20 protein-coding genes and 1 tRNA gene are annotated in these 19,767 nt (G+C 57.0%); 10 read left to right on the top strand and 11 right to left on the bottom strand.

Going from position 1 to position 19,767, the window contains the following annotated elements; genetic code table 11:
• Positions 1-49: 49 nt before the first annotated feature.
• Positions 50-2,788 carry a DUF4365 domain-containing protein gene (locus tag HBA49_RS02425; RefSeq protein WP_005525789.1) on the bottom strand — a complete coding sequence of 913 codons (2,739 nt, stop codon included), beginning with the start codon at positions 2,786-2,788 and terminating at the stop codon, positions 50-52.
• 116 nt (positions 2,789-2,904) lie between these two features.
• Positions 2,905-4,068, bottom strand: coding sequence for a cutinase family protein (locus tag HBA49_RS02420; RefSeq protein ID WP_005526455.1), 1,164 nt, complete (start codon positions 4,066-4,068; stop codon positions 2,905-2,907).
• Between the two features lie 260 nt (positions 4,069-4,328).
• Here HBA49_RS02420 and HBA49_RS02415 point away from each other — a divergent pair, with 260 nt between their 5' ends.
• The 4 genes from HBA49_RS02415 to HBA49_RS02400 are packed head-to-tail and all read left to right on the top strand — an operon-like array spanning position 4,329 to position 7,576.
• Positions 4,329-4,985: an ABC transporter ATP-binding protein gene (locus HBA49_RS02415; RefSeq protein ID WP_005526047.1), complete on the top strand. Its 657-nt coding sequence runs from the start codon at positions 4,329-4,331 to the stop codon at positions 4,983-4,985.
• Positions 4,985-5,806, top strand: a complete 822-nt coding sequence (locus tag HBA49_RS02410; RefSeq protein ID WP_005525597.1) for a hypothetical protein — start codon at positions 4,985-4,987, stop codon at positions 5,804-5,806. The genes HBA49_RS02415 and HBA49_RS02410 overlap by 1 nt, the downstream gene beginning before the upstream one ends.
• Before the next feature lies 1 nt (position 5,807).
• Entirely contained in the window at positions 5,808-6,941 is a 1,134-nt protein-coding gene (locus tag HBA49_RS02405; RefSeq protein WP_005526095.1) for a sensor histidine kinase, read from the top strand.
• Complete coding sequence (locus HBA49_RS02400; protein ID WP_005521348.1) at positions 6,929-7,576, top strand: response regulator transcription factor; 648 nt, start codon at positions 6,929-6,931, stop codon at positions 7,574-7,576. Before HBA49_RS02405 ends, HBA49_RS02400 begins: the two co-directional genes overlap by 13 nt.
• 311 nt (positions 7,577-7,887) lie before the next feature.
• Here the strand turns inward: HBA49_RS02400 and HBA49_RS02395 are convergent.
• Positions 7,888-7,971, bottom strand: a tRNA-Leu gene (locus HBA49_RS02395).
• 93 nt (positions 7,972-8,064) lie between these two features.
• Between HBA49_RS02395 and HBA49_RS02390 the strand changes: the two genes are divergently transcribed.
• The 3 genes from HBA49_RS02390 (at position 8,065) to HBA49_RS02380 (ending at position 10,194) form a co-directional block, all read left to right on the top strand.
• Positions 8,065-8,520 carry a hypothetical protein gene (locus HBA49_RS02390; RefSeq protein WP_005526398.1) on the top strand — a complete coding sequence of 152 codons (456 nt, stop codon included), beginning with the start codon at positions 8,065-8,067 and terminating at the stop codon, positions 8,518-8,520.
• Positions 8,517-8,867: a DUF3817 domain-containing protein gene (locus HBA49_RS02385; RefSeq protein ID WP_005521345.1), complete on the top strand. Its 351-nt coding sequence runs from the start codon at positions 8,517-8,519 to the stop codon at positions 8,865-8,867. The genes HBA49_RS02390 and HBA49_RS02385 overlap by 4 nt, the downstream gene beginning before the upstream one ends.
• 82 nt (positions 8,868-8,949) lie before the next feature.
• Entirely contained in the window at positions 8,950-10,194 is a 1,245-nt protein-coding gene (locus HBA49_RS02380; protein ID WP_005521344.1) for an HNH endonuclease signature motif containing protein, read from the top strand.
• On the opposite strand, the gene rdgB is transcribed toward HBA49_RS02380, so the two are convergent.
• The 4 genes from rdgB to murI form a co-directional block, all read right to left on the bottom strand.
• Positions 10,154-10,777 (bottom strand): RdgB/HAM1 family non-canonical purine NTP pyrophosphatase, encoded by a 624-nt coding sequence (rdgB, locus tag HBA49_RS02375; protein ID WP_005525628.1) that lies wholly within the window; start codon positions 10,775-10,777, stop codon positions 10,154-10,156. The genes HBA49_RS02380 and rdgB overlap by 41 nt on opposite strands.
• Before the next feature lie 5 nt (positions 10,778-10,782).
• Complete coding sequence (gene rph / locus HBA49_RS02370) at positions 10,783-11,511, bottom strand: ribonuclease PH (RefSeq protein WP_005526120.1); 729 nt, start codon at positions 11,509-11,511, stop codon at positions 10,783-10,785.
• A gap of 48 nt (positions 11,512-11,559) precedes the next feature.
• The gene (locus tag HBA49_RS02365; protein WP_005521341.1) at positions 11,560-12,324 is read right to left on the bottom strand and encodes an MBL fold metallo-hydrolase; all 765 of its coding nucleotides are present in this window, start codon (positions 12,322-12,324) and stop codon (positions 11,560-11,562) included.
• Between the two features lie 61 nt (positions 12,325-12,385).
• Entirely contained in the window at positions 12,386-13,192 is an 807-nt protein-coding gene (gene murI / locus HBA49_RS02360) for a glutamate racemase (protein WP_172458891.1), read from the bottom strand.
• A gap of 171 nt (positions 13,193-13,363) precedes the next feature.
• Here murI and HBA49_RS02355 point away from each other — a divergent pair, with 171 nt between their 5' ends.
• Together HBA49_RS02355 and glmS are read left to right on the top strand one after the other, a co-directional pair.
• Positions 13,364-14,212: a GDSL-type esterase/lipase family protein gene (locus tag HBA49_RS02355; protein ID WP_005521339.1), complete on the top strand. Its 849-nt coding sequence runs from the start codon at positions 13,364-13,366 to the stop codon at positions 14,210-14,212.
• 216 nt (positions 14,213-14,428) lie between these two features.
• The gene (gene glmS / locus HBA49_RS02350; protein ID WP_005525958.1) at positions 14,429-16,303 is read left to right on the top strand and encodes a glutamine--fructose-6-phosphate transaminase (isomerizing); all 1,875 of its coding nucleotides are present in this window, start codon (positions 14,429-14,431) and stop codon (positions 16,301-16,303) included.
• A gap of 85 nt (positions 16,304-16,388) precedes the next feature.
• Here glmS and HBA49_RS02345 read toward each other — a convergent pair whose 3' ends face one another.
• The 4 genes from HBA49_RS02345 to clpS are packed head-to-tail and all read right to left on the bottom strand — an operon-like array spanning position 16,389 to position 18,882.
• The gene (locus HBA49_RS02345; protein WP_005521336.1) at positions 16,389-17,105 is read right to left on the bottom strand and encodes a rhomboid family intramembrane serine protease; all 717 of its coding nucleotides are present in this window, start codon (positions 17,103-17,105) and stop codon (positions 16,389-16,391) included.
• A gap of 13 nt (positions 17,106-17,118) precedes the next feature.
• A complete protein-coding gene (locus HBA49_RS02340) occupies positions 17,119-18,060 on the bottom strand; it encodes a P1 family peptidase (RefSeq protein WP_040431984.1) in 942 nt (313 codons plus the stop codon).
• Entirely contained in the window at positions 18,041-18,592 is a 552-nt protein-coding gene (locus HBA49_RS02335) for a DUF2017 domain-containing protein (RefSeq protein ID WP_005526134.1), read from the bottom strand. The genes HBA49_RS02340 and HBA49_RS02335 overlap by 20 nt, the downstream gene beginning before the upstream one ends.
• Before the next feature lie 2 nt (positions 18,593-18,594).
• Positions 18,595-18,882, bottom strand: a complete 288-nt coding sequence (clpS, locus tag HBA49_RS02330) for an ATP-dependent Clp protease adapter ClpS (RefSeq protein ID WP_050762731.1) — start codon at positions 18,880-18,882, stop codon at positions 18,595-18,597.
• Between the two features lie 281 nt (positions 18,883-19,163).
• Here clpS and HBA49_RS02325 point away from each other — a divergent pair, with 281 nt between their 5' ends.
• Positions 19,164-19,739, top strand: a complete 576-nt coding sequence (locus HBA49_RS02325; protein WP_005521332.1) for a CAP domain-containing protein — start codon at positions 19,164-19,166, stop codon at positions 19,737-19,739.
• The last annotated feature ends 28 nt before the right edge of the window (positions 19,740-19,767 follow it).

Raw genomic sequence — 19,767 nt, 5'->3', positions numbered from 1 at the left:
GGAGTGCTGAGGTTGTCAGCACTGATGGGGCCACGGCGAATCGGGGAGATCACGCCCTCTCCCATTTTGTTTTGATAATCTCTAGCTGTCGGGGAACCACCGCGTAGTCCTTTTCCGCAACTAAACCTAGTAGTTTTTCGGCCGCATCAGAGCGGGGATGTTGGGATACCAGAGACAATATGGTGCTGATCAAACAAACACTGGCATCTGCAACGATCTCTGTAAGCAGGGAAAAGGATTCTTCCGCGCGAACGTCCTCAAGAACCCATGTGACCAGCGCGGATACGACTGCTTCCCGCACCTCGAAGCTATCATGCTTACTCAACCTAGCGAACAAAGATAACGATAATTTTTCTTTGCGTTGGGCTAGAATCTTTACTGCGGCCTTCACTAAACTTGCGTCTCCCCGAAGCATCTGGGCGACTTGAGTCATTGGAACATCTTCGGGGAATAGCAACCCTAATAATGCCGACGCCGGACCACGAACATCGGCATCCCTATCAGGATAGATGATCTTCAACGTATCACTTTTCCCCATCAACCCCATCAGAGGTTCCCTCATATCACGTGCAACATCTGCGGGGATTTTTTGATACTCATCGATCATTGTTTCTATCCCCGGAACCAAATCTATTGAAGAAACACGATTATTGAGCATCCTGAGGCAAGGCCGCCAATTCGCACAGTGAGGGTGCGAAATATTGAGGTGCACCAAAATAGAAAGGTGGCTATAGCTTCTGGAATATGATCCAGGAAGTGTTCCAGAAGCTGCGGTTGCGATGATGTGATCAACTAGGTTTGCTAAATGAAGCACAGCTCGTTGGACAATACCGTCTGGTAAATGATCGAAGTCTTGCCAACTTGCTAAGGCATTGAGATCACCAATCCGGATTTTTCCAAAAAGCCGGTCGTAATTGGTATCATGAACTGCCCGAAGCTGTTCTATCGTTCCTTTTAATAATTCATTATCAATTTTGCCACGTGTTACCAATTTCTGTAGTTTCTCGTTATCCCATTCCTTACCCCAGTTGAGATCATCTTCGATGATGGACTTGATGAGCTCCGCATAGGATGCGGCAAGCTCCAAATCTTGGATGCCAGGTATCGTAATGAGATAATCCTGGATCTTGGCCATTACTTCTGAGGAACAGGCACCATAGATTTTTGCGAGTACTTGAATGATCTCGTTCTCATACCAACGAGAGATTCCAAAAACATATGTTTTACTGGGATTTTTGAGTTCTTTTAGAAGCCAGAGAGCATGGTTATCCACAGTGCACGTATCAAGGAGTGCCACGCAGTTCCCGACTAGGGCAAAGTCACATGGTAACGAACTTTTCGTGGCATCTTCTAGCGATAATTCATTCATTATTTGTGCGAGTGGTTCAGCAGGCCCAAAATGAAGGAACCGGGAGGTAGCAAGTTCTAACTCGTCTTGAACCCCAGCTACCCGCAGAATATTCAGAGCATATACCAGCTCATCTATGCTGTCAGCAGACAACAGGAAATAGCATGCAAATGCTGCCGCAGCACGCCGCCAAGCATTGGCGTCCGCGGCAAACCCCGTAATTAGACTCGTAGAATGCGCCTTTGAGATAGTAGTCTCGCATTCCTTCCCAAGAATTATTTTGGCATCATCACGCGATTGTGGATAGTTCTTTTCGCTGAAATCCGTAAGCCCACCAGCCAAGATTTGGGTTCTCAACCACGACGATGAGTCGGGGGAATATTTCATAATCGTCCGAAACAGGTTCTCCGCTTCCTGTCTCCCTGTCAGATCATTCAGTTGAAACACGAACTCCATGGCTACACCAGCCACATATCGTGCTGTGGGATCTTGATATTCCCGCCGCCCAATCAGTGATGCTTCTAATGCTAAGTCCCATGCCTCATCAAATTCGCCGATTTCAATCAGGTTCCGAGCTAAATGCACTTGCAACCATGCCAAATCAACAGGACTGTAATCGTCCCGCGCCGCCAACGCATCCTTCAGGACCTCACAAGCACGCTGCGGCAAGTGTTCCTCAAACAGAACCGTTGCCTTTATTACCCCTGCCGCTGCCGCAATATTGGCTTCCACATTTGCCGATGGAAAACTCAAAATAGCATCGGTTCGTCTTTTATCAATCCATTTGAATAATGCGGAATACAACCTCCACGAGGGATCATCATGGTGGCTGCACAAAGCACCAGTAATTTTATATTCCATGGTCCCCTTAAGCATCCGCATCTGCGCTAATGATAAAAGCGCAATGGCCTCAACAGACGAAAGAGTGCGCAGTGGTAAGTGAGGGTGTGGAACAATCAACTGGGGAGCGATTAATGCATATCGCAACCGGTCCGCATCAGGTACCCCAGGCAGTTCTGCTGGCTGGGGCAGCTTACCAAAGGCAACTTCAACCAGAGAATCAACAGACTCGTTATTAATAACATTTTCCCTGGGAACAAATATTTTTTGCTCTTGCCCTGTGCCCAGAACCTTATCTTTCGTAACATGAACCCAATAGGCTTCCTCGGAATTCTCGTCGAAAAGCACGAGTAACCGTGGGAAAGGATCATCATGATAAGCAAAATCACGAACCCACCAACCGACCCGACCATTATCGGTGGAGGGATTCTCCATCAGACTTGGCCTATTCTTCACCTGAACCTTGATAAATCCCCCAAGATCAAAATGTTGGTGGTCACGAACAAAAACTAGAAGATCTGCCCTCGGGTAATGTTGTATAACACTAAATCCGCATACCCGTAGTATTTGTACAACATGATCTACCCCTGCCTCGCACATAGATTGCTCCTCACCGCAATGAATTTCAATTCCCAATAGGATATCGCACGGCAAGGACATGTATTATTGAACGACGCTTGACGACGCCGCCTTGTCCGGCATTCCCTCGCCACTTATCACTCATGGAGGTACGCGGCCCGGCCAACCCCCATGAGGTTATCGGCGCTGATGGGGGCCACGCTGAACTCGGTACTGCGGGTGGGCACAAAGTCGGTGATGGTGATCGACCTGGCCCCAGGCTGGGTTTTGCCGAGATAAACGCCGTCAACCTGCACAATCCATCCGCCGGAGGGATTGGTGGCGGCATCCCAAGACAGCTGGGTACCACCGGGGGCGGGGTTGACGGACACGGACAGGGCGGGCGATTGGGTGGCAGCGGTGGGCTCCCTGCCCGTGGTTCGAGCGTCGACAAGCGGGGTCACGGCAAGGCGGTGGGCGAACCGATCCAGGGCCTCACGAACCGCCTGGTCAATGGGGCCGTTCTCGACATCGTATTGGTGGTGACCGCTGTCGACAAGGGGGTTCAGGTCGGACCCGCACACGAAATCATTATCGTTGCACCACAATCCGGTCGTGTGGGTCCACCCCTCGGGCAGGTAGGGGATGCGGGCACCGAGCGAGCCGACAAACGTCGACGGGTCGGGAACCCCACGCCGCCACTCGGACCGCTCGCCACGCTCATACCGCGGATAGGTGATGCCCGCCGCCGTCAGCTCGGGCTGGCCCTCCGGCAAATACAGCTTGGGGTCGCCGAAGAGCGCATTAAAAATCACCCGTTCCCGCAGGTTAACCGGCAATTCCCCATAGGCCTCCCCAATGACCTGCGCGCCCTGCGACACCCCGCTTATGAAGAATCGCGCATCCTTGCACTTTTCGACGCGCTGGGCAATGTAGTGCACCGCGTCCGCCACCCCGATGCGCACGCTCCTGCCGTATTCGAACGCCTGGCCGCCGCTGACTTTGGCACCGAGCGCGGTCAGCGCGCCTTTCTCATCGTTCACGGAAACCGCAGGGTAGGCGTACTGTTGGTCGGGTCGGGAACCGAGCTCGTAAAAGTTCGTGGTGATGCCCGCTGCCTTGGCGCCCGCCGCAACCTGGGCTTGGAGCCGTAGGCTTTCGACGCTGTTGAGTTTCCCGCCAGAGCCGCGGGCGAAAATTACATCGAGGTCGGCGCACGGAGCGCTGGCCGGTGGCGCGGGCTGCGCTAACGCACTGGGAGGGGTGGCGGCCAGCATTCCCGCTGTCGTTATGGCCAGAACTATCCGACATATATTGCGCATGACATGAACCTCGTTTTGCTTGCGGAAAACCGCGTAATAACCAGCATTTTTAGCTTTAAGATTAGTCCGCTCTCCCCCATCTGTCTGCCCATAAATCTATGGGCTGGGGAGGTTTGAGTTATGCTGCGCCGTCACCAGGACATGCACCGCCAATAACCAGCAGGCCGCCTCAAACCCTAACACCTCCCCCAAATGGCGGAGATGTAGATTTCGCCTGTTCAGCCGATGTTTTTTCCATGCGAGAGCAGGAGAATGAAAGCATGACAACGGTATTGAAAGCACAGGACGTAACGGTCTCGTTCGCGGGCCGAACCGTGCTGCGCAACGCGCAGATTCAGGCAGACTCGGGCGACGTGGTGGCGCTACTCGGCCCCAATGGGGCGGGCAAAACGACGCTACTCAAGGCGGTACTCGGTTTGGTGAAGCGTTCCGGCAGCGTGGGACTGACCCGTGACGTGGGGATTTTACTGGACGAGGGTGGGCTGTTGCCCGGGCTCACCGGTCGGCAGCACGTGCACAGCGTGGCGCTCTCCCACAATCTCGGCGCAAAACAGGTCACCGAAATGCTGCAGCTCACGCAGATGGAATACGCAGCGGACCAGAAAATCAAGCACTATTCCCTGGGTATGAAGCGACGCATTGCGTTGGCCGCGGCGCTCATTGGGGAACCCGACCTTTTGCTTCTCGACGAGCCTGCGAACGGGCTCGACCCGGAGGGAATCCGGTGGCTCACCACATTCCTGAAGAACTACGCGCAGCGAGGACACGCGGTCGTGGTATCCACACACCATTTGGCGGAGGCCGCCGCAATGTCCAATAAGGTCACCATGATTCGGACCGGCCAAACAATTTTCCAGGGACCAACAACAGACGATTTAGAAGATCACTACTTCGACACCATGGGAGAAGCACAATAATGAAAACCGAACTCTACACAGCATTTCAATTGTCTGCAATTCGCATCACGGCGGCGGTCATGCTGCTGGCTGCGGTGTTGGGGTCCGTGCTGCACTGGGTATTGCGGTCGCTCATGAAGATCGACCCTCCTCAGATTGGTGGGGCCACCGGCGACAAGATTCAACAAGTGATTGGTAACAGCGACCCAAGCAGCCCGCACTTTCAGCTTCAGGGCCTGGACGTGACCGGCACCGCCAGCCAATCGAGTGGCATTGGCCTCTCCTATGTGGTGGTCACGGTATTGGGAATTCTTTTGGTTGCCGGTAATTTCCGCCATGGGGCCGTCATGTGGAAGGTACTGCGGGGCCGCGGCCGGTGGGGACTCAACATGCTGGGCACGGTCGCGGTGGTCACGGCCGCAGTCGTGGCCGTGAGCTGCCTCATCACGGTGGTGGTGACGAGCATCGCCACGGCACTGAACGGGGTCGACTGGGCGGCGTCGACAAGCGACATGCTGCTGGTGTGGCTACGGGGAATCATTGCGCTCACGCTGCTAGCAGTTGCCGCGGCAGCAATAACGATCGCAACCCACAGCGGGCCAATCGCCGGCGTCGTCATGGGGGTCGTCTACATTATCGAAGCCACAGTAACCACCCTGGGAACCGTGCTGGGCTGGGACTCGCACGCATACGGGTGGCTGCCGCTGCAATCCATCGTGTCGGCGGTGGGAGTCAGCAATACCGCAGCCTACGGAACGATGGCGGGAATGCTGCTCTGCGTCGGCTGGGCGGGACTGGCCACCATCATCGGAATCGGCCGGGTGAAGACCTACAATCTGTAACATGGTTATCGACAGGATTATCGCCGGGACAATCTTCGTCCTGGGGATGGTGCAGATTGCACTGATGTACGCCGCGCCGGATATGGCACCACTCAGTATGACAGCACCCACACTCGTGCTGGTAGCCATCATGGTTGCGGCCTATATCATCGAAGCGACAACAATATTTTTTCGTCGCACGCGACCGGTTTCCATGCTGTGGATATGCCTCATTGCTGAGGCTGTGACGATGGGCACCGCCATCATGCAGGGGCTCCATAACAGCAACACCAATAACCTGGCCATACCGTTCCTCAGCTATGCGGTGATCCGCTACGCCCCCAAACCAGTGCCGCACCTCATAGCGCAAACCAGCGTCTACACCCTGATGCTGACCCTGGTGTGGACCTGCTTTAATACCACTCCGAGCAGCCTCCTGGTCCGCGGAGGTATTGGGGTTTTCAGCGGGCTCGCCTCCTTCGCTCTCGGCGTTGGCATCGGCTACATTGTCTCCAATAACCAGCGGCTTGTGGCGGCGCAACGGCAAACCCTCCTGGCGGAGGAACGCACCCGCATCGCCCGCGAGCTTCACGACACCACCGCGCACCATCTCAGCAGCATTGCCATCCAAACCACCGCGGCACGAGCGATCTTGCATAGCAACCCCACGGCCGTCGAAAAGCAGCTTGAAGGCATTTCCACCAGCATTTCCCAAGCGCTTGCCGACGTGCGTGCCACCGTCAACACCCTCCGCACCCCCACGGAGGCGGAGGCCACCCACACACCCCAACCCACGATTGCGCGCATCCCAGACCTTATTACGGAATGCCGGAACCTCGGCATGAGCATTCGCGTGACCGGGCCGGGGCTGCGAACCAACCTCACTGCCCCCGAACAACAATGCGCCTACCGAACCATCCAAGAAGCCCTCACCAATGCGCGTAAACACGCATCGGGGGCACCGGTCACAATCAACCTTGACGAGGCCGGACTCATGGTCACCACCCACGGAATTTTTACCCCCGGCGAACCGCGACGAATCGTGCCGGGACGTGGTAGCGTCGGAATGCAGGAGCGCGCCAACCACTGTGGCGCCACACTCATCAACGAACCTGATTCCGACGGATGGAAAGTGGCCCTCACATGGAAAACCTAATTCGGGTAGTCATCGCCGACGACGAAGCACTCATCCGCGCCGGACTGGCCACAATTCTCCAAGCCTCCGGCGACATCGAGGTTATTGGGGAAGCCAGCACCGGCGAAGAGGCCCTCACCGTGGCGCAACGCCTCCAACCCGATGTGGTGTGCATGGACATCCGCATGCCTGGTGGCGACGGCCTGGAAGCCACCCGGCGCATCCAACAACTCGAACCCGCGCCCGCCGTCATTGTCATCACCACGTTTGACATGGACGAATACGTGTTCGGAGCATTGGAGGCTGGCGCGTGCGGCATCCTCCTCAAAGACAGCTCCATGACGGACCTGGTTGAGGGCGTGCGGCGGGCTGCCCTCGGCGAGGGGCTTGTCGACGCCAGCCTCACCCGGCGCGTCATCGCCGAATTCACCCGCAGAAAAAGCATTTTCACCTCCAGCTCCGAGGTGCTCACCCCGCGGGAATTAGACTGTGTTGCGCAATTATGTCAGGGGATGAGCAATAACGAGATCGCCACGACTCTGTTTTTAGAGCCATCCACGGTGAAGACTCACCTATCGTCCGCAATGGCAAAGACGGGGACACATAATCGCGTGCAACTGGTGATCTGGGCGTTTAGAAACGGTGTGGTGGAATAGGGGCTGGGACGCTGAGCGCCGGGGCGGCTGGCGGGACCGGCGCAGGGCGGGTAGGCAGGGCGCGAGCGCGGCGCCAGCGTGGACAGGTGGGTTCAAGCGCAGGTGGGAGCACGGTAGCGCCAACGTGGACAGGTGGGACCCACCGCAAACAACGCGGCTGGTGAGACTGGTGGGTGGGGCACAGCGCTGCGCCAGCATGAACAGGTGGGCCGACCGTAAACAACACGACTGGCTGCCGCAGTGGCCGCCAAATTTCCCCAATAGGAAAAAACCAGGTCCGAAAACCTGGTTCTCATTTCCGATATCCTTCGTGCGCCTGGGGAGACTTGAACTCCCACGCCCTCACGGGCACTGGAACCTAAATCCAGCGCGTCTGCCAATTCCGCCACAGGCGCTTGTCCTTAGCACTCTACCGTTCTTCTCGCCAGAAACCCAAATCCCCTATTGGAGAGTTTTATTCCCCTGGGAAAGGGGTATCCTCTATATTTGTGAGTTCCGCCAATGATGATCCTACTGAGCTGCGACCGGTGAAGAAAGTTCGGGTAAAGGCGTGGCATATTGTGTTCCTCGCCGTTCTCGTTGTGTGCACTTGGGCATTGGCGTGGTGGCAATGGACTAGATTCCAGTCAGGTTCGGGGACATTTCAGAATTTGGGTTATGCCTTCCAATGGCCGTTTTTTGGGTTGTTTTTTGTGTTTGCGTACCGCAAGATTTTGGCGTACGAGTCGGAAAAACTTGCGTTTGAGGCGGAGCAGCAGAAAGATAATGGTTCTGGTGATTCCGCCACGCCGCAGGTGCCGCCGACATCGCGGGGAGCTCAGGGGGCGACGGGGGCGTCGCCGCAGTTTATCGACGAGTCTTTTCTTCCGCAGCGGGAACAGTTGTCTGTGGAGGAGTTTAATCGGCTCAATCAACCTCGCCGTCGTAAAGGAGATTCCCAATGAGCACTATTCACCCTGATCGGAAAAAGCGGGTGCGGACCGCGTTGCGGTGGTTTTCCATTGCCGCGTGGGTTACTGGTGTGTGGTTGCTGATTTTGACGACCCGCATGATTGCCCAATACCTATTGGGGATGTCGATTCCTAGTTGGGCGCATTATATTGGGCAGGTTCATGGCCTGTTTTATATTTTGTACCTATTGGCGACGTTGAATTTGGGGACGAAGGCGTTGTGGCCCCCGCTGCGGTGGGTGGTGACGGCGTTGGCTGGTTGTATTCCATTCTTGTCGTTTTTTGTGGAGCGGTGGCGTCGGCAGGAAGTGACGGAAAAGTTCCAATTGGATCAGCCGTAAATTTTGGACAGGGTAAAAGCAAAAATGTGAGAAAATTCCCTGGAAGGACAAAATCGCTGGTAGTGGGCCTAAAATATGGGTTATGACAACGACGCCGGTGCTTGATTTGCTCGCCAGGGTTCTGCATGATGCTGCGGGGCTGCTGGTGGAGTTGCAGGCATCGCGTCCCAAGCCCGAAGATCTTGCCCGCCTATTGGGGACGTCGCATCTTACCGCTACTCGGTTGTTGCGCAATGCCGAACTTTTCGACGCCGACCAGTTGGCCGCTATGCGAACTGCCCGGTTGTCGCTCGACACCATTTTTACCATTGGGAAGTATTGGCGAAAACTCTCCAATAGTCAGGCGGATCGGGAGGGGTTGTTTGCCGATGTGATTGCTCGGGCTGGTGCGGATTCCCTCAATGAGCTGGAGGAGCATCTGAAAGAAGTGGTGGGGGCGTTGAATCGGCAGTGCGCGGATAAGCCCCGCAGTGATTGGGCCAGGTTTAGCCGTACTGTTGATTGTGATGGTAAGGGTTATCTCAATATTAAGGCCCCTGCGGAGGCGTTGGCCCGGATGAATAGTCTTATTGATGATGAGGCCAAGGCCATGTTTCATCAGGGGCATGCTTGTTCCATTGCGGAGGCCAAGGCCACCATTATTACGCGGCGGGTTATTACGTACGGCGAGCGGGAGGCGTCGCAAAGCGAAGGCGAAGGTGTAAACGGGGAAGATAACCCGCTGGGGTTTAAATATCGGCCGTTTGTGGTGATCTGCCACCCGTGGCTATTGGAGAAACGGGATGGGAAATACCTGACCACGGACGGTACGGTGGTGGATTTGCGCGGCTATGCGGATCGGATGCTGGAACCGTTTGGGTGGGTGACGGTGCCGTATCGTAATTTTGCTGGTGGGGTCGAGTTTTCCGAGCCCATTGAGGTGCGGCGGTTCGCCGATGATGCACAGCGGCTGGTGCTCACGGCCGCGTATCCGACGTGCGCGCACCCGGATTGCCGGATTGCGGCGCGATATTGCCAGATTCATCATATTCAGGCGTTTGCGGCGGGTGGGCCGACGGAAATCCCCAATATGGTGCCGTTGTGTATGCGGCATAACAAGGAGAATGATGACGACCCAACCAAGCCATGCAATGGTCGGATTGAGAAGGATCCGGTGACGAGCCGTATTGGAAGGCGACGGTGGCCGGATGAGCCATTGCGGTTTACCAAAGCGCCGCCGACCCGGTATGGGGCGTTTGAACAATCGCGGGCATTTTTCGACCGGGTGGATGAATATTCGGGGGTGGCTAGTCCGAATTCGCCTCCGACAATTGCGACAGTTGAGTAACAATAGGCACGAGTTGTGCCAATGCTTTACCGCGGTGGCTGAGCGCATTCTTCTCCGCGGGGCTCAGCTGCGCGCTGCTCCGCCCATTGGGGAATTCTTCATTGGGTAAAAAGAGCGGATCGTAGCCAAAACCGTTGTCACCTCGGGGTTCGGTAAGCATCCACCCATCCCATTGTCCGGTCACCACATGCTCCTCCCCATTGGGGACTACGAGTGCGCACACGCTCACGAATGCCGCTTGTCGACGTTCCTCCGGCACGTGCGCCATCTGTTTCAATAGGAGAAGATTATTGGCCTGGTCGTCGCCGTGCTGCCCAGACCAACGCGCCGAGAGCACACCCGGGCAACCATTGAGTTCTTCCACCGTGAAACCAGAGTCGTCGGCAATGGTCACCAATCCGGTGTGTTGTGCCCCGGCGCGAGCCTTGATGAGGGCGTTATCGGCGAAGGTGCGGCCGTCCTCAATGGGTTCGGCGTAGTGGGGGACGTCGGCAAGCGTGAGGATTTCTATGCCGCTATTGGCAAGTATGGTGCGCAATTCGTGGGCTTTTTTGGGGTTATTGGAGGCGAGGAGAATTTTCATTATGCCTATTTCCCCAATGAGGCGAGTTGGGCTTCGATGAGTTCTTTACAGCCTTTTTCCGCATAGTCAAGCATTGCGTTCAATTCATCCCGGCTGAAGGTGTTGTGTTCGGCTGTGCCTTGGATTTCGACGAATTTTCCTTCCTGGGTCATGATGACATTGAGGTCAACGTCGGCGCGGGAGTCTTCTTCATAGGGGAGGTCGAGGCACACATGGCCATCGATGATGCCAACAGATACCGCCGCTATTGGGGGAAGGAGCGGGTTTCCGGGGACGACGCCTTGGGCTGTGAGGTAGGCAATGGCGTCGGCAAGTGCGATATAGGCGCCGGTGATGCTGGCGGTGCGGGTGCCGCCGTCGGCTTGCAGCACATCACAGTCAATGTTGATCGTATTTTCCCCCAATAAGGTTAGGTCAATGGCAGCGCGGAGGGATCGCCCAACGAGGCGGGAGATCTCGTGGGTGCGGCCTTTGACTTTGCCGCGCATGGATTCGCGGGGCATGCGTTCATGGGTGGCTGCCGGCAGCATGGCGTATTCGGCGGTGAGCCAGCCTTCACCGGAGTCTTTTTTGAAGCGGGGGACGCCTTGCTCGGCGCTGGCGGTGCACATGACTCGGGTATTGCCGTATTCGATGAGTACGGATCCTGCGGGGTTGGTGGTGAATCCGCGGGTGATGCGGATGGGTCGGAGTTGGTCTGGGGCGCGGCCGTCGGCGCGAGTGAATGAAGTCATGGGGTTGAGCCTACATTGGGGACACTAGGGTTTGTGGTTGCTTCGTGTTTAGAGTGGGATTTCCATTCCCGAATAGCTAAGGGAGATGGGGCCGTCGTAGTGTTGGCGTGCGCCTTCCATTGCCCCAATAGGGTCGCCCCAGGGTGGGATGTGGACGAGGATGAGGTGTTTGGCGTTGGCTTTGGTGGCGATGATTCCGGCGTCTTGGCCACACATGTGCATATTGGGGGCTTTGTTGTCGCAGGATTTTCCCCAATTGGCTTCGCAGAGGAAGATGTCGGCGTTGCGGGCGCAGTCGATGAGTTCGGTGCTGTAGGCACTGTCGCCGGAGTAGGCGATGATTCTGCCATTGGGGGCGGTTACCCGCATGGCATAGGATTCGATGGGGTGGATTGTGGGATAGGCAGTGACAGTAAAGTCTCCAATAGGGTGAGGGTGGCGGATGCGCCAAGGGTGGAAGTCGAAGGTGTCGGACATGTCGTCGACCTCGTCGGGAATGTCGGCGCTGAGTCGCCCTAGGTGTATTGGGGTGTGGTGTGGCCCCATGCAAATATTGCGGTGTTGCGCCGGGGCAGTGGGGTGGTACCGGCGCCAGACCAGGAGTGAGGGAAAGTCGAGGCAGTGGTCGGGGTGAAGGTGGCTGAAAAGCATATGCGCGTCATTAGGGTTTTGGTATTCTTGCATTTTAGCGAGAACACCAGGCCCAATGTCCATGAGGAGGCTTTGCCCATTGGAAGGTTGGATGAGGTATCCGGAGGCAGGGTTTCCTGGGGCGCCAACGCTGCCTGAGCTTCCTAGAACGATAACCTTCATGTTGCTACTTTCCCATGTTTTTCTCCAATAGGGAAAAGATTATGGGGTTTCCGGTCGCGGATTACATCGGTTCTAGCTTTTCGACGTGCGTCACATGTGGCCCTAAGAATCGTTTAGCCAACTGTGAAAAGAGTTCTGGGTCACCGGTGGATTCGAAGTGGTGGGTTGGGGTGGTGGATTCGTCGGCAAGCATGTCGGTGGTAGAAAGCTGCTTGAGTACGTCTTTGGCGGTTTCTTCTGCCGAGGACACGAGGGTCACGTTGTCTCCAATGGCGAGTTGGATGACGCCGGAAAGCAGGGGGTAGTGTGTGCATCCCAATACTAGGGTGTCTACGCCGGCGGTTTGGAGGGGTTCGATGTAGGCTTGGGCGACCCCGAGGATTTGTCGCCCGGAGGTGATGCCGCGTTCCACGAAGTCAACGAAGCGGGGGCAGGCTTGGGCGGTTATTTCCACATTGGGGTTGACGGAGAACAAGTCTTGGTAGGCACCGGAGTTGATGGTGCCGCTAGTCCCAATGACTCCAATGCGGCCGTTGCGGGTGGTGGCGACGGCGCGGCGAACGGCCGGGTGGATGACTTCGATGACGGGCACGTCGTAGCGTTCGCGCGCGTCCCGGAGGCAGGCGGCGGATGCCGTGTTGCAGGCGATGACGAGCATTTTGCTGCCGCGTTCCACGAGTTCGTCAGCGATCCGGAGGGCATGTTTGCGGACCTCGGCGATGGGAAGGGGCCCGTAGGGGCTGTGGGCGGTGTCTCCAATGTAGGTGATGGATTCGCCGGGGAGTTGCTCCATGATGGTGCGGGCGACGGTGAGTCCACCCACGCCGGAGTCGAAGATTCCTATTGGGGAATTATTGGTTATTTTCATGGTGTCACCTGTGTTTTGGGTAAGTTTTTGGTTGCGGGTTTCCCCAATAGTATTACCCATTATGGTGTAGCTGTAACTTCTTTAAGTGCAAGAAATATATAATCAATGCTTTGATGATGCTTCATGCTTCCACAAAGATTACTGAATGTTCCCCAATGAGAGGATGCCTAAATGTTTAAAACTCGTCGTTTCGCGGTTGCTGCTACCGCGGCTGTGACCGCCCTTATTGGGGGATTGGTCGCTACCCCGGCTGCGTCTGCCCAGGAACGGAATGTGGTGTTGTTTGGTGATTCGATCATGGCCAACCCCACGTATGTTATTGCGGATCTAATGCAGGGTCCAGGTAAGGCTACGAAGAACGCCCCGACGCCGGCAGGCAGGTGCCCGCAGGGGCAGAGTCGAGTGGGAGCATCATTGGCCCGGATTTCTGGCGCTAAGGTGGAGGATTTCGCCTGCACGGGCGCGGTTGCTTACGCCCCGATTGAGCCGAATAAGCGGTTGAGCAAAGAGGTAGATTTGGCGCTGGCGGGCAAGCAGCTAAATGCCGGGACGACGAATGTGTTCCTGCAGATTGGCATGAATGATTCGTGGAAGGCCCCGGGTATTTATTCGGTGCAGACGGAGAATTTCGTCAATGAGATGAAGACGCAGGTGGGCCGGATTAAGGCTGCTGCCCCGAATGCGAAGATTGCGTTTGTGGGTTACCCGTCGATTTTGGGTGCCAATAACACGGCCTGCCCGGTGCAACTAAATAATATGCCTGCCCCGCCGATTTCTACGATTTCGGTGCGGAATTCCCTGAATGCGGCCCATGATTGGCAGCGTCAGTCGGCTGCGGCCACGGGCACGGGCTGGATTGATTTGGAGAAGGATACCGCAGGCCACGACATGTGTGCAGCGAAGGATCAGCGGTGGATTGCGGGCATTATTGATAATTCTTCCGACCCGTATAACATCACGACCCATTTGACGCATAAGGGTAATGATGGGGTGGCCGAGATTTTGGCCAAGCACCTGTAGTCATACTTTAGGCGTCGATAAGCGAGGTTGCGGCCTCGCTTTTTTTGCTTTTCGACGTCCGTGAGGGAATAGCGCCGGGGCATCCGCTGTTTGCATCAGTAGTTGAGGCGTTTTCGTCTTGGCCACCAGCCGTAACGTACCACTCATAGTGTGCGTTACGGCTCTCACATGTCAGTCTATTTAAATCACTAACAAATCAAGGTAGAGTCGAGTTTTATGTGTGGAATTGTTGGATACGTAGGGACTAAAAACATCCCTGGTAGGGCACATTTTGCCCTCGACGTGGTATTGGAAGGCTTACGACGCTTGGAATATCGCGGCTACGACTCGGCCGGTATTGCCGTGCTCGACGAGGGAAAAATAAGCTTCCGGAAAAAGGCCGGGAAGGTCGCTGCCCTCGACGAAGTGATCGCCGCCGACCCGCTGCCCCAAGCGGTGGTGGGCATTGGGCACACCCGGTGGGCCACCCATGGTGGGCCAACCGATGCCAACGCTCACCCGCACGTGGTGGATGGCGGCAAACTTGCTGTTGTGCACAATGGCATCATTGAGAACTTTGCGGAACTGAAAACCGAGCTGGCAGAAAAGGGCTACACCTTTAAGTCCGAAACCGACACCGAGGTGGCCGCCACCCTGCTGTCCGACTTTATGCACGGCGCCGGCGAGGGCGACCTCACCGAATCCATGCGGCTGACCTGCAACCGGCTGGAGGGTGCGTTCACGCTGTTGGCGCTGCACACGGATTTCCCGGATCGGATTGTTGCCGCCCGCCGGAATTCCCCGCTGGTCATTGGCCTGGGCGAGGGTGAAAACTTCCTCGGCTCCGACGTGTCCGGGTTCATTGACTACACCAAGAATGCGGTGGAAATGGCGAACGATCAGATCGTCACCATCACCGCCACCAGCTACGACATCATTGATTTCGCCGGCAATAAGGCCCAGGGCAAGCCATTCAAGGTGGAGTGGGATGCTGCCGCCGCCGAAAAGGGCGGGTTCAGCTCGTTCATGGAGAAGGAAATCCATGATCAGCCGACCGCCGTCCGCGACACCCTGATGGGCCGGTTCGACGAGAACGGCAAGCTCACGTTGGATGAGCTGCACATTGACGAGACCGTGCTGCGCAGCATCGACAAGATCATTGTCATCGCCTGCGGCACGGCCGCCTATGCCGGCATGGTGGCCCGGTATGCGATCGAACACTGGTGCCGTATCCCCACCGAAGTGGAGTTGGCCCACGAGTTCCGGTACCGGGATCCCATTGTGAACGAGAAAACCCTGGTGGTGGCCCTGTCCCAGTCGGGTGAAACCATGGACACGCTCATGGCGGTCCGCCACGCCCGGGAGCAGGGCGCAAAGGTGATTGCGATCTGCAACACTAACGGTTCGTCCATTCCGCGGGAGTCCGACGCCTGCCTGTACACGCATGCCGGCCCGGAAATCGCCGTGGCCTCCACGAAGGCATTCCTCGCCCAGATTGCGGCCGTGTATCTTTTGGGCCTGTACCTGGCGGAGCTGCGCGGCAATATGTTTGCCGACGAAGTGCACAAGATCCTCGACGAGCTGCGGGAGATTCCCGAGAAAATCCAGAAGGTCATCGACAATGAGGACCAGGTCAAGGAGCTGGGCCGCAGCATGAAGGACGCCACGTCCGTGCTGTTCTTGGGCCGCCACGTCGGGTTCCCGGTCGCCCTGGAGGGTGCTCTGAAGCTGAAGGAGATCGCATACCTGCACGCCGAGGGGTTTGCCGCTGGCGAGCTGAAGCACGGCCCGATCGCCCTGGTAGAGGAGGGCCAGCCGGTGTTTATCATTGTGCCGTCCCCGGGCGGCCGTGAATCCCTGCATTCGAAGGTCGTTTCGAACATTCAGGAGGTGCGGGCCCGGGGTGCTATCACGATTGTGATCGCCGAGGAGGGCGATAAGGCGGTTGAGCAGTTCGCCAACCATGTTATTCGCATCCCCGAATCCCCCAGCTTGATGCAGCCGCTCTTGGCCACCGTGCCGTTGCAGCTGTTTGCGGCCACCGTCGCCGAGTCCAAGGGTTACGATGTGGATCAGCCCCGTAACCTGGCCAAGTCTGTGACCGTCGAATAGCACAGAAATGCGATAACGCGAGGTTCCCCAATGAGGTGGAATCTCGCGTTATTTTTGTTCGATGATGCCCGGCGCGGCAGTCTCCCTATCGCCGCAGCTGTTGCTGTTTTCTCTGGGCGCGGCGGAGTTTCAGCTCGGGTGGATCGTCGGAGGTGATGCAGGCACCGGCGATGAATCCGCCGATGGCGCCGCCGAGGTGGCCTTGCCAACTAATGCCGGGTTCGCTGGGCAACACCCCGTAGAACACCCCACCGTAGTAGAACACAAGTGCGAGGCCGACGAGGATTTGGGAGAGGCTGCGGTTGAAGATGCCGCGAATGACCAGGTAGGTGAGCCAGCCAAAGATAACGCCGGAGGCGCCAATGTGGGTGCTGCCGATGCCGCCGAAGAGCCATTGGAAGGCACCGGCAACGATGGTACTAATGATGGTGACTTCCCAGAACACGCGTTTGCCGGACCAGCCGATGAGGAAGGCACAGACCACGCCGATGCTGGTGTTGCCGATAAGGTGTTCCCAACTACCGTGGAGGAGGGGCGCGGTGATGATGTGCCAAAGGGTGGAGGTGTCCCACGGGTGGATGCCAAAATAGTTGAGGTTGTTGGCAAACACGAAGGCGTTAATAATGAAGATGGCCCAAATGACGACCACGAATCCGACGGCGTGGCTGATTCCGGCTTTGAGTTGTTGTCGTCGTTTGGCGAGGGCTACTTGTTGTTGCGGTCGCGCAGCGGGCACCCCCGCCGTGGGTGGGTAGGCCCCCTGGTAGGGGTCCTGGTGGTGAGTTTTTTTCGAGAAGGCCATAATGACCAATATTCTAGCGGGTTAGTTCGAAATAAGTGTTCAGACCAAATCCGGGTTCGGCGGCGACAACAGCATCGACAATGGCAGCGGCGGTAATCTCGGCCGCGTGGGTAGATAGGCTTAGCATGGTTTGGAGGTCGACGCCGGTGCCGTCGCCGGTCGAAAGGCAGAAGAGCGTGTCGCCGTCGAGCGGCGAGTGCGCGGGGTGAATGGCCCGAGCAATCCCATCGTGCGCAACCATTGCGAGGCGTTTGGCCTGGGCTTTGGTGATGGGGGCGTTGGTGGCGATCACGCCGATGGTGGTGTTGAGTTTGGGGGTTGCCGCAGGTAGCTTGTCGACGGCTACCTTTCGGCGGGGATCCGCCCAGAATTCACCGGTGTCGGGGTTCATGACGTCCCCCATGGGGTTGGCGACAATGCCTGCGGCCATGATCCACTCCCCTACCTGCATGGATGCTTGGCCAAATCCGCCGCGGAGCCGGCCGGCGGTGGCGCCGCACCCGGCGCCGACGTTGCCGGATCGGGTGTCGGGTTCCCCGGTGAGTGCGGCGTGGGCGGCGGCGTAGCCGTCGTCCCGGGTGGGCCGGTGGGTGGGGTCGCCGACGAGGAGATCAAAGATGACGGCGGCCGGCACGATGGGCACGATGGGGCTCTCATCCGTGTCGAGGACTCGAAATCCTATTCGATCTTCTTCGAGTCGGGTCATGACCCCATCGGCGGCGGCCAGCCCGTAGGCGGATCCGCCGGTGAGGGTGATGGCGTGGACACGTTGCACCGTATTGTGGGGTGCCAACAGGTCGGTTTCCCGGGTGCCGGGCCCGCCGCCCCGAACGTCGACAGCGGCGATTGCGGAGTCGGGGGCCACGATCACGGTGCAGCCAGTATCCCCCAGGGATTTGTGGCCCACCGCGATGCCGGGGACGTCGATAAGCTTGTTATTGCATGTCAATGTCATGCCCCATTGCGTCTAGGAGTGTGCCTTGGTTATAGGCGAGCCAGTCCACCAGATTGTCACGTTCTTCGCGCCGGACCGGGTCGTCTGCGTCTATGGCGGAGAGGTAAAGTCGCAGGTCGTTAATGCCGCTCAGCCAGGCGTCGGCTTCGTCTTCGGTAATGGTGACGTTTACGGAACCGTCGGGGCCCAGAGCTTGGCCGATGATGGCGAGGTTGATGAGCTTGCCTTTGGTGATGTCGGATTCGTGCAGGGATCGCAGCAGGGAGTTGTCCCCCTCGTATTCCTCATCGCCCTCACGTTCGAAATCGGGCAGCAGGCGGGCCAGAGAGGGGTCGTCGGGGGCGTCTTTGTGCCCGGAGGGCATGCCAGTGAGTTCGGCGAGTTCGTCGCGGGGGGCGGATTGGGCGCGTTCCATGAGCGCGTTGGCGACAGTGGCCGCAAGGTTACCGAGGATTTCCCGTTCAATGGGTTCGAAGACGCACTGGTATTTGGCCGGGCCGAAGAGGCTCTTTTTTCGTTTCCATGCTTGCATACTCAGCCAGCCTGTTGCATAGTTGCCCACAACCCATGGGTGTGGAGCTTTTTCACGTCGGCCTCTACCTTGTCTTTTTCCCCGGAGGAAACCGCGGCTTTGCCTTCGGTATGAACCTGCATCATGAGTTCCATGGCGCGTTTTTTGTCGTAGCCGAGAACGGTTTGAAACACGTAGGTCACATAGCTCATGAGATTGACGGGATCATCCCACACAATGCACACCCAGGGAAGATTTTCACTGGTTGCCATGTCGACTTCGAGTTCTTGTTCTACGCCGGGAGTTGCCATGGGCGATGATAGGGTAATGGCAGTAGGTGGCGGGTCGAATTCGGAGTTGATGCGGGCCCTGGGGTCGCCATCACCGCGCTGAGGTAGTGTGGTGGTTTTCCGCAAAGTCTTCATGTCTCACAAGGATAGTAACGGTACTGAGCAAACACCACCTAGAACGCCCCACCGCCTGCACATATTATTTTGTCTATATAAATATAATGTCGGTTTGTTGATAATTCAGTGCTAAAATTTAACGAGAAATCACATTTATTACCCGTCATTGGTGGAGGAAACCGGCCATGCAGCAGTTCTTCGACGCTCTCAAGAACTTTCGGGCAACCGCCCCCAGCGGTGATCGTATCACCGAGGCGCAACGCATCCTGTCCTACATGTTGGCCGCCATCACCCTGATTGGGGCATTTTTTCACACGTTTGATTCGACTCCGCAAAATTCATCACAGCAGGCAACCGTGAACGATGCGGAAAAGCCCACATTACGAGATCTCGTGCAACCGATCGACACTGCCCGTATCTGGGATGATTCCCTCATCCGCAACGATATTGTGCAGATTCTCAACCAGTCACGCACCGATTCGGGCCGGGAACCGCTTAACCCGGATTTCGACCTGGGATCACGGGCGCAAAAATGGGCGGAGCGCAACGCTACCACAAATAGTTTCAAACCCACCCCAGCAAACGTGGTCATGGTGCAGGCAGCATTGGGTTATCAGGAAGCGAAGGCCTCGAAATTCCTCGACACCTGGTTCAAAGACCAGGCTAGCCAGGCAGCCTTGGCGGATAAAAAACTCACAAAGGTTGGGGTGGGTGTGGCCAGCTCCCAAGGCCGCACATACGCTGTGGTGCAGCTGAGCTAGCTTAATACAGGTCAGCATTTGGGCTAAA

Origin of the sequence: Corynebacterium matruchotii (assembly GCF_011612265.2) — a bacterium.
GTDB classification, from domain to species: Bacteria; Actinomycetota; Actinomycetes; order Mycobacteriales; family Mycobacteriaceae; genus Corynebacterium; species Corynebacterium matruchotii.
Note: the sequence above shows the minus strand (reverse complement) of the source record. Positions and strands in the feature narration are given on the sequence as shown.

Excerpts from the sequence above, each read along its gene's own strand:
- HBA49_RS02425 (WP_005525789.1), bottom strand. The coding sequence starts at position 2,788 with ATGTGCGAGGCAGGGGTAGATCATGTTGTACAAATACTACGGGTATGC.
- HBA49_RS02420 (WP_005526455.1), bottom strand. The coding sequence starts at position 4,068 with ATGCGCAATATATGTCGGATAGTTCTGGCCATAACGACAGCGGGAATG.
- HBA49_RS02415 (WP_005526047.1), top strand. The coding sequence starts at position 4,329 with ATGACAACGGTATTGAAAGCACAGGACGTAACGGTCTCGTTCGCGGGC.
- HBA49_RS02410 (WP_005525597.1), top strand. The coding sequence starts at position 4,985 with ATGAAAACCGAACTCTACACAGCATTTCAATTGTCTGCAATTCGCATC.
- HBA49_RS02405 (WP_005526095.1), top strand. The coding sequence starts at position 5,808 with ATGGTTATCGACAGGATTATCGCCGGGACAATCTTCGTCCTGGGGATG.
- HBA49_RS02400 (WP_005521348.1), top strand. The coding sequence starts at position 6,929 with ATGGAAAACCTAATTCGGGTAGTCATCGCCGACGACGAAGCACTCATC.
- HBA49_RS02385 (WP_005521345.1), top strand. The coding sequence starts at position 8,517 with ATGAGCACTATTCACCCTGATCGGAAAAAGCGGGTGCGGACCGCGTTG.
- HBA49_RS02380 (WP_005521344.1), top strand. The coding sequence starts at position 8,950 with ATGACAACGACGCCGGTGCTTGATTTGCTCGCCAGGGTTCTGCATGAT.
- rdgB (WP_005525628.1), bottom strand. The coding sequence starts at position 10,777 with ATGAAAATTCTCCTCGCCTCCAATAACCCCAAAAAAGCCCACGAATTG.
- rph (WP_005526120.1), bottom strand. The coding sequence starts at position 11,511 with ATGACTTCATTCACTCGCGCCGACGGCCGCGCCCCAGACCAACTCCGA.
- HBA49_RS02365 (WP_005521341.1), bottom strand. The coding sequence starts at position 12,324 with ATGAAGGTTATCGTTCTAGGAAGCTCAGGCAGCGTTGGCGCCCCAGGA.
- murI (WP_172458891.1), bottom strand. The coding sequence starts at position 13,192 with ATGAAAATAACCAATAATTCCCCAATAGGAATCTTCGACTCCGGCGTG.
- HBA49_RS02355 (WP_005521339.1), top strand. The coding sequence starts at position 13,364 with ATGTTTAAAACTCGTCGTTTCGCGGTTGCTGCTACCGCGGCTGTGACC.
- glmS (WP_005525958.1), top strand. The coding sequence starts at position 14,429 with ATGTGTGGAATTGTTGGATACGTAGGGACTAAAAACATCCCTGGTAGG.
- HBA49_RS02345 (WP_005521336.1), bottom strand. The coding sequence starts at position 17,105 with ATGGCCTTCTCGAAAAAAACTCACCACCAGGACCCCTACCAGGGGGCC.
- HBA49_RS02340 (WP_040431984.1), bottom strand. The coding sequence starts at position 18,060 with ATGACATTGACATGCAATAACAAGCTTATCGACGTCCCCGGCATCGCG.
- HBA49_RS02335 (WP_005526134.1), bottom strand. The coding sequence starts at position 18,592 with ATGCAAGCATGGAAACGAAAAAAGAGCCTCTTCGGCCCGGCCAAATAC.
- clpS (WP_050762731.1), bottom strand. The coding sequence starts at position 18,882 with ATGGCAACTCCCGGCGTAGAACAAGAACTCGAAGTCGACATGGCAACC.
- HBA49_RS02325 (WP_005521332.1), top strand. The coding sequence starts at position 19,164 with ATGCAGCAGTTCTTCGACGCTCTCAAGAACTTTCGGGCAACCGCCCCC.